7 protein-coding genes are annotated in these 9,154 nt (G+C 30.0%); 1 reads left to right on the top strand and 6 read right to left on the bottom strand.

All coding sequences use genetic code 11. The features are described 5' to 3' along the window. Window positions 1-527 precede the first annotated feature (527 nt). Window positions 528-1,400 (top strand): flagellin, encoded by an 873-nt coding sequence (locus Q1X91_RS02560; RefSeq protein WP_020005028.1) that lies wholly within the window; start codon window positions 528-530, stop codon window positions 1,398-1,400. 93 nt (window positions 1,401-1,493) lie between these two features. Here the strand turns inward: Q1X91_RS02560 and Q1X91_RS02555 are convergent, their stop codons facing one another. The 6 genes from Q1X91_RS02555 to Q1X91_RS02530 all read right to left on the bottom strand — a co-directional run bounded on the left by Q1X91_RS02555 (window position 1,494) and on the right by Q1X91_RS02530 (window position 8,909). After that, window positions 1,494-1,871 carry a sigma factor-like helix-turn-helix DNA-binding protein gene (locus tag Q1X91_RS02555; protein ID WP_300753093.1) on the bottom strand — a complete coding sequence of 126 codons (378 nt, stop codon included), beginning with the start codon at window positions 1,869-1,871 and terminating at the stop codon, window positions 1,494-1,496. Between the two features lie 5 nt (window positions 1,872-1,876). Then, the gene (locus tag Q1X91_RS02550) at window positions 1,877-2,101 is read right to left on the bottom strand and encodes a hypothetical protein (protein WP_300753091.1); all 225 of its coding nucleotides are present in this window, start codon (window positions 2,099-2,101) and stop codon (window positions 1,877-1,879) included. A 425-nt stretch (window positions 2,102-2,526) separates the two neighbouring features. Continuing rightward, complete coding sequence (locus Q1X91_RS02545; RefSeq protein WP_300753089.1) at window positions 2,527-6,837, bottom strand: acyl-CoA dehydratase activase-related protein; 4,311 nt, start codon at window positions 6,835-6,837, stop codon at window positions 2,527-2,529. Between the two features lie 25 nt (window positions 6,838-6,862). After that, entirely contained in the window at window positions 6,863-7,213 is a 351-nt protein-coding gene (gene panD / locus Q1X91_RS02540) for an aspartate 1-decarboxylase (protein ID WP_300753086.1), read from the bottom strand. Between the two features lie 182 nt (window positions 7,214-7,395). Continuing rightward, the gene (locus tag Q1X91_RS02535) at window positions 7,396-8,220 is read right to left on the bottom strand and encodes a DUF2262 domain-containing protein (protein WP_300753084.1); all 825 of its coding nucleotides are present in this window, start codon (window positions 8,218-8,220) and stop codon (window positions 7,396-7,398) included. A gap of 161 nt (window positions 8,221-8,381) precedes the next feature. Then, window positions 8,382-8,909 (bottom strand): hypothetical protein, encoded by a 528-nt coding sequence (locus tag Q1X91_RS02530; RefSeq protein ID WP_300753083.1) that lies wholly within the window; start codon window positions 8,907-8,909, stop codon window positions 8,382-8,384. Window positions 8,910-9,154 lie beyond the last annotated feature (245 nt).

The raw sequence follows: 9,154 nt of genomic DNA, 5'->3' as shown, positions 1-9,154 counted from the left end.
AATAAAAGTAATAAGTGGAAAAAAGAACTATCAATAGCATTAGCAGAGAATTTTCATCTGTTTGGAAATTGACAAATTATATTTGTTTAGGTATATACTGAAAATTTTTAAGTTTGTAATTTTTTTATTCAACTTTTTCCCGCCGCAAAAAGTTGCAAAAAGTGCAAGCATATAATTAGTATTAAATCATACTAATTATATTTTAAATATATCTGCATACCTTATCATTTTATTACTTAAAAAAGAAATTATAACTATTATTTATTTTTCTTATTAAATATTTAAATAAGTACGCACGACAAAATTTTTATTAACTATAAGTATTTATTTTATACAATTTAAATGATATGATAAAAATAAATTAGGCAGTCAAGACATATTAACATAATATTAGACTAATATTTTATATAAAACTGAAGAAAAAAAATTTTATTTTTACAAAAAAAAATTAATAATTAATAGGCACTAACCGATAATAATTATGTGTTCAGGGAAGAATACATATAATTAATTCATGGAGGAACCATATGGTTATCAACAATAATATAAGTGCTATTAATGCACAACGCACTCTTAAATTTCGCCAAGTAGATTTAAGAAAAGACGCTGCTCAGATTTCTAGCGGTATGAGAATCAACCAAGCTGGAGACGATGCTAGTGGATTAGCAGTATCTGAAAAAATGCGTACACAAATTCGTGGTTTACGCCAAGCTGAAAGAAATACTCAAGACGGTATATCTTTCATACAAACTACAGAAGGATACTTAGAAGAAACTACTAACATTCTTCAAAGAATCCGTGAATTAGCTATACAAGCTGCTAACGGTATCTATACTGATGAAGACAGACTTTATGTACAAATCGAAGTTTCTCAATTAGTAGATGAAATCGACAGAGTTGCTTCACAAGCTCAATTCAATAAGCTTAACATGTTAACTGGTAGATTCGCTAGATCTACAGGTGAAAACACTCCTACAGCTTCTATGTGGTTGCATATTGGTGCTAACATGGATGAAAGAAAACGTGTTTATATAGGTACTATGAACAGCCAAGCTCTTGGACTTAAAAACCCAGTAGGTCCAGCTACTAGTGCTACATTCATCAGTGTTTCTAGCCCAGCTAAAGCTAACTCTGTTATTGGTATGGTAGACGAAGCTCTTCTTAAAGTATTAAAACAAAGATCTGACTTAGGTGCTTATCAAAACAGATTAGAAATGACAGCTCAAGGCTTAATGGTTGGATTCGAAAACATGCAGGCTTCTGAAAGCAGAATCCGTGATACAGATATGGCTGAAGCATCAGTTAAACTTGCTAAAGACCAAATTCTTAACCAAGCTAACTTGTCTATGCTTGCTCAAGCTAATCAGTTACCACAAGGTGCTCTTAGATTATTACAATAATTAATATTCAATTAGTTTTGTAATATTAACCATATAAAGGGGAGACGCTCTTAAAATGAGTGCCTCCCTTTTAATTTTAACAACTAATTATTTCTATGCATTAATAACCATATTAAACTGCCTTGATATCTCCTTTTTTATAGCTGTCAAATACTGAGATACTGCCGACTGTGTTACATTAAGCATAACTGCTAACTCTTCTTGAGTTTTGCCTTCAGAGAAAAGCTTCATTACCTTTTTCTGCTTTGGTGTAAGTATTGCTATTATCAAATTTGATACCCTGCTGTACTCGCTTTCTGTTAGGGCATTTGAATAAAGTATATTATCCAAATCATCATTAGTTAATACTGTTTCTCTGCTATCAATTCTATCAGAATTAACTTTTCTAGTACCCAAACTCTTATTAATTTCTTTCAAAACATCATTACAAAGTTTTTTACAGGTGTCATATTTAGGACATAAATTACACATTATTATTAATACTCCTTTAATATATTTAATATGCTATCCAAAACTTCCTGATTATAATTAGAAATGTCAATATCATCTAATTTGCTTATAGCATTATTAATATCAACACGCATTATAACCCACTCCTCCCAATTAGTTCTTTTATTATAGAAATAATCGTCCTCCCCTATATTATCCAATATATTTTTTATTATTTTTTTGTAATAAATATTGCTTTGAAATTTCTTCATATTAGAACTCCTAAAACAGTATATTTTTACACTGTATAAGAATACTATATATACTAAATTTGAGTTAATTACAAGTATTCATAATGTATTTTTATACATTATTTTAAATTTATTATAATAAAATTTTAGTGAATGATACATTTAAGACAAAGCAATATAATTATAAAATATACTTGTTTCAAAAGTAATTTTATTTATAATTGTTGGATTAGCCTCTCAAAGCATACAGTTACGGCAGTATTACTTTACATTTAATGCATATACTTATAAGATTGTAATCTTTTTATTACAGCAAAAAAATTATAATACATTTACAAAAATATATAAAATCATTTCAGTGTATGCAATAAAAAAGGCTCACAAATTATCATAATCTGCAAGCCTTTATTATTAAAATTTTTTATTTTTTAAGTAACTAATACTAATTATTTAGCATAAGCACCTATTTCATCTTTTATACTTTCTTCAACCATTACACTATTCATACTGTCTTTAGCAGAACGTACGAAAAACTCTAAACGGTTTATAGTATTAACTTCACTAGCACCAGCATCCATATCCAAATAAAGAAGATTCAAATTAGGATATCTAGTTTTAAGTCTGGTTTCAATACCGCGTGCTATGATGTGATTAGCAATACAACCAAAAGGCTGCAAACAAAGTACATTATTAACACCCTCTTCAGCAAAAGTAGCTATTTCACCAGGTAAAAGCCAAGCCTCTCCGAATTGGTTAGTCATAGCAGTAACTTTAGCAGCATTCTCAGCTATTTGGCGTATATGATGAGCAGGTCTGAAACCTTTGAATTTTGACATTATCTGATTGATAGAATCTACCCTTACATCAATAACTTTTTCTGAAAGTTTAGAACCATAATATCCAAGGAATGATACATCTCTTGCATTAGTTTCTTTGTTTACCTGTTCGCTTATAACTTTTTGTACGAAGAAATCAAATACTGGAGGAACTATTACCTCTACTCCTTTAGACATAAGCCAATCGCAAACATCACCATTAGCAAATTTATTATATTTTACATAAATCTCGCCTACCAAACCAGCTTTAGGAAGCTCTAAATCATCATTAGTTTCAATAGCATTAAACTCAGCAACAGCCTGTTTCAATAATTTATCAGTAGCTTTAAGAGCAAAATCTTTAGGGTGTAAAGCTATATATTTATTAGCAAGTGCCAAAGATTCGCCTCTTTTTACTTCGCGTGCTGCTGTGTAATAATACATTGTAGATATAGCATCAGCATAAGGCATAGCTATAATACCTTCTTTCATCAAATCAATTTTTGAAAGCTCAAAACCTGGCTGATCATTAATAACAGTAAGCCCTACAGTTACTACTGGAACATCCGGATAACCTGCATTGATTAATCCTCTTTTTATAAGAGAAGCATAGTTACTAGCACGGCATTGTCCGCCTGTCTGAGTAATACCTGCAGCTATATTTTTAGGATCATATTTACCGCTTTGTACAGCTCTTATAATATCTCCTATAACAATAGTAGCAGGGTAACATATATCCTGATTTGCATATCTTAAACCAAGTTCAACTGATTCAACATCTGGTTCTGGAAGAGGAATTGTATCATATCCGCTTCTTTCTAATAGAGTTAAAATCATAGGATCATAGAATTGACCGAATTTAGGTACAAGTATTGCACGTCTGTCATTTTTCTCATATCTTTTAATGATAGTTCTATTAGGTTTATCGCTAACAGTGAAATCGCCTTTCATTCTCATACTTTCTATCATAGAACGTATCCTTAATCTGATACTTCCGGGACTTGATATTTCATCAACTTTTACCAAAGTAGGATTTTTTCCATAAGCATTAAGTATAGATTTTATCTCATCTGAAGTAGTAGCATCAGGACCGCATCCGAAACTGTTAATCTGAACTACTTCAAGTTTCATATCTTTTTGCTGGCAAGCCCATAAAGCAGCTTTAAACATTTTATTAGGATAAGACCACTGAGTTAATACCTGCACATCGCCAAGACTAGTATCATTAATATCAAGTCCGTCTTCTGTAAGTACGTTGATACCAAATGAAGCAATAGTTTCTGGTATTTTATGATTGATTAATGGGTCAATATGATAAGGTCTGCTTACTATAAGTATAGTAGGTGTCTGAGTTTCTTTGGCATGTTCTATTATCTTTTTGCCTTCAGCCTTTAATTCATTTTTTACCCTTACCTGCTCCTGCAAAGCCATTTTGAAAGCTCTGTCAAAATCTTTTTTGTTTATACCAAGTCCTTTAACAAAATATGCTTTACAGCCTTTGTATAATAAATCTTCATTCAAGAAAGAAATTGTCGGAGCATCAAAAGGTATGCCGTATTTAGTCAATGGACTTATAGAACTGTCTATTACATCTGGATATCCTGTTACTACTGGGCAGTTATAGCTATTGGCACTTCCGTCATCTTCGCTTTTTTCAAGTACAACAGAAGGATAGAATATTCTGTCTACTTTAGATTCTATCAAATCATATATATGTCCGTTAGCTATTTTAGCAGGGAAACATATATTATCGCTCATAACAGTACCAGAACCTTTTTCTGCTATAGCCATACTAGAAGGTGAAGATAATTGTACTCTGTATCCGCATTCTACAAGTATAGTAGCCCAGAATGGGAAGTTTTGATACATATTAAGTACGCGAGGTATACCAATAGTACCTTTTATTTCATCTGATGCTGGAGCTAAAGGTCTGTCGAAAAGAAGAGAAAGTTTTTTCTGAGTAATATCCATTCCGTAATTTCTTTCTTTGTTTCCTTTATTGGTGAATATTCTCTCACATTTATTTCCAGTATAGAATGATTTATTATCTTTGAATTTTAATCTTGTAACAGTACAAAGGTTTTCGCAGCCTTTACAAGTAAGCTGTTTTCTTTCATAATCATTAGCTTCCTGTAAATTATCCAAACCTATAAAAGTAGTATCTTCTTCTTTAGTGTTATAAGTATCTAAGGCAAGCAATGCACAGCCGTATGCTCCCATAAGCTCGGATATATCTGGGCGAATAACTTTTTTATTTAAGAACTTTTCTACAGAACGAAGAACAGCAGAGTTTTTGAAAGTACCGCCCTGAACAACTATATGATCTCCTAAAATAGAAGTGTCAGTAATCTTTAATACTTTAGTAAAACAGTTTAATGTAACACTTTTAGCTAATCCTGCAGAAATATCTGCAACAGAAGAGCCTTCTCTCAAAGACTGTTTAACTTTACTATTCATAAATACTGTGCAGCGGCTTCCTAAATCGCAAGGACTTGCAGATTCGCATGCGATATTGGCAAAATCAGCTACTTTATACCCCATTCCGCGTGCAAATGTTTCTATGAATGAACCGCAGCCTGAAGAACAAGCCTCATTAATTTCAATATTTTCTATAATACCGTCTTTAATGAATATAGCCTTCATATCCTGTCCGCCTATATCAAGTATGAAGCTCACATCTTTATCAAAAGCCTTAGCACCTCTGTAATGAGCCATAGTCTCTACTATACCCTCGTCCATATTGAATGCTGCTTTTATCAAGTCCTCTCCGTATCCTGTAACAGCAGTTCTTGCTATATTTATATTAATATTTTTTTCATCTAATTCTTTTTTTATCTCTGTAAGACCTTCAGTAACAGCACCTACTGGATTACCGTTATTGTTTCTGTAATGTCTTAAAACAACCTGTCCGTCTTCATCAATAATAACTATTTTTGTGGTAGTAGAGCCTGAGTCTATACCTAAGAATGTATTTTTACCATTAACTGTAGATACATCAGCAGATTTTACTTTATCTTTACTATGCTCTTCTTTCCAATTATCATATTCTTCCTGACTTGTAAATAATGCTTCTCTATGTTTTGAATTAGTTATTTTTACTTCAGCAGAAATATTTTCAACTAATCTTGTAAACTCAGAAACTTTTATTATAGTCTGATCTTCCTTTTCTCCGAAAGCAGCACCTATTGCAGCAGTTAATTCTGGGTGTTCAACTGTATACATATCTTCTTCGGTGGCATTTAAAAGTGATAGGAATGTTCTTCTTAATTCTGGAAGGAAAGTTAAAGGACCGCCTGTAAATAATATCTTAGGTTTTATTTCAAAACCTTTAGCCAAAGTATTAACTGTCTGAACCGCTACAGCTTGGAATATACTTTTAGCAATATCAGCTTTTGGAATATCACGGCTTATAAGTGTCTGTACATCTGTTTTAGCGAATACTCCGCATCTGCTTGCCATAGGATAAATAGAAGTTGATTTTTCTGCCAATGTAGAAAGCTCAGAAGGCTGAACATTAAGAAGTGTAGCCATCTGATCTATAAATGCCCCTGTACCTCCTGCACAGTTGCCGTTCATTCTGATATCAGCTTTAAAATTATCATCAAATACTATAATCTTTGCATCTTCTCCTCCTATATCAATTAATGTCCTTCCGTAAGGATAAATCTTTCTAATAGCAGTTGAAGAAGCAATTACTTCCTGTACAAAACTAATGCCAGTCTTTTCACATACCCCCATACCTGCAGTACCTGTCATAGATAAAGCAAGAGTTAAATCTCCATGCATAGCCTGAAGATTTTCTAGTATGGATAATAATGTATCTTTTATGTCAGCATTATGTCTTACATAAGTTTTAAATATCATATTATTTTTATCATCATATACAACCATTTTAGCAGTAGTTGATCCTATATCAATACCAGCTTTGAAAATTTTTTCCATAATATCTCTCCTAAATTAAGTTATTTCAATCTATTATAAAATTTTTCATATTTACAAATATTACTTTAGTTTTAAAGTTATTTATACTATCCTCAGCCGCATGTCCGTAAGAAAGTATTATTATAGTATCATCTTTTTTGGCATAATGAACATTATCTCCATTAATACCTATAATTCCTGTACCGCGTATACCTTTAACAGCAAGTGTTTCAAACCTTTTATCATTGCTCAAATTAACAACAGATACCCTATCCCCTTCCAGTATATCAGCTTTATCCATCAAGGCTTCATCTATTGTTATTGAATCTTTAAAATTTAAATCAGTTCTTGTTACCGTAAGTCTGTGTATCTTAGACTTTATAACATTTCTCATCATAATGATACTAAATCCAAAAACTAATCTTTTCCTATATATTACTAATTTATTTTTACAAATATTTTACTTATATGACAAAAAAATGTCAATATTATAATTAAAGATATTTATTAATAATAGTTATTATATACTATAACTATTATTAAATATATTGTACATTTTATACATTCATAGCCTAATTATTAGAATTGACTTACAAATGCATTTTTAAATTTTCCTTTTAAATTACCTTCAACAATAACATCAAAAGGAAAAACTTTTTTATTACCCAATCTGTAATTAATATAATTATCCTCTTGATGTATTATAATTTCAATAAGATCTATTTTATTAGAAAACTCTTTAACAAATTCATTTTCATCAACAGTATTTTCCCCTCTCTTTGAGGCAGCCTTATTGCCTTGATTAACTATACTTCTTGCTGAGTATTCCTTAATCTTCTTATTCCAATATTCTATATCAGAAAGTATATTTCTAATAAAATTAACAGCCCTTTCTTTATAGTATTCATCAGCATCGTCAAAAGCTATAAGCACTTTTCTATTGTTAACCCAATCAAACTCTTTATCAAAAGAACCTAGCATTCTGTTATACAAAAAATCACCCAAAACTTCATCTTTATAATAAATAGGCTCTAAATATTCCTTAAGTATAGGAGTTAAATCTTCATCTTTGTAATTACTATCTATAATATCTGCAAGTAAAAACTCTGCTAATTCCTCTCCCTGCTCTTTTTCATATCTTACCTTTAATTTTACAAGAGACTCTCTCTTAAGAATAGATTTATAATAATCCATTTCTTTTTCATCTATTTTCATTCTAACAAGTATTTTTTTATTTTTTTCTATATAATTAGTCTCCATATCTTTATATGCAATACATATAATAAGAACATTTATTTTATCATCATCTTCTGTTTTAGCACCTAAAAGGTCTGGAGAGCCTATTATAAAAGCAACGTCTTTATATTCATCTCTAAATTCACTTTCTTTTTGTAAATAAAACATAACTAAATCCTACTATAATTATTTATAAATATGTTTTTATAATATAATACAAATAATTATAATTGTCAAAATGAATTTTTATATAGGATAAAATAATAAATATAAGTATTTATTTAGAATTTGATCTTGTGATTTATTTATTAATAAAAGATATTAATATATTATCTTAATACTCCAAACTCTATTAAATTTAAAGTATTAACCTCTTCTACATACGGTATCGGATACTCAGACATATCTTTACCTTCACGTAAAGTATTATATATAGTTAAATTACTCTTTTTCCAATCAGCTAATCTGTTTTGATATTCTTTAGTATATCCTGAAGTCATTTTTATTTTTCCGTTATCATCAAGTACAAAGCCGACAAACATATTTACATTAGTATTTGGTATAGAATCTCTTACACCATAAGCCACATAACTCAAAGGCATTTTTTCATAATAATAGGCATTAGTAGCAGTTTCTGCATATAAAAATACACCTTTACCTCTTACCATACCATTAATTTTGTATTCAACATTTCCATTTTCTTTAAAAGTATACAAATATCCGTTTGGTGCCATTACACTTTTTCCTCGAACTTTTTTTATCCAAACATTATTATAATTGCTGTCTGCCACTTTATCATTAGAAGCACATGCTGTTATTAAAAATAAAAAAATTGATACGCTATATAGTCTTATCATAAGATACCTCTTTGACAAATTCTCGACATTAATAATGAATAGATTAAAAAATTATTTATAAACGAATATAAACAAAAAATTTAATTTGATAATACAATAAAACATAATAATAGACTAGTTTCAAAACAAATATTATTTATAATTAACACTTTTTACATGTACTAAAGAACCTTATATATACCTAAATGACTATAATTTTTCAAAAATTATTTTTTTAATATTGAAAATATTGCAGGGCTTTGCCT

Source organism: uncultured Brachyspira sp., assembly GCF_949287625.1.
Classification (GTDB): Bacteria; Spirochaetota; Brachyspiria; order Brachyspirales; family Brachyspiraceae; genus Brachyspira.
Note: the sequence above shows the minus strand (reverse complement) of the source record. Positions and strands in the feature narration are given on the sequence as shown.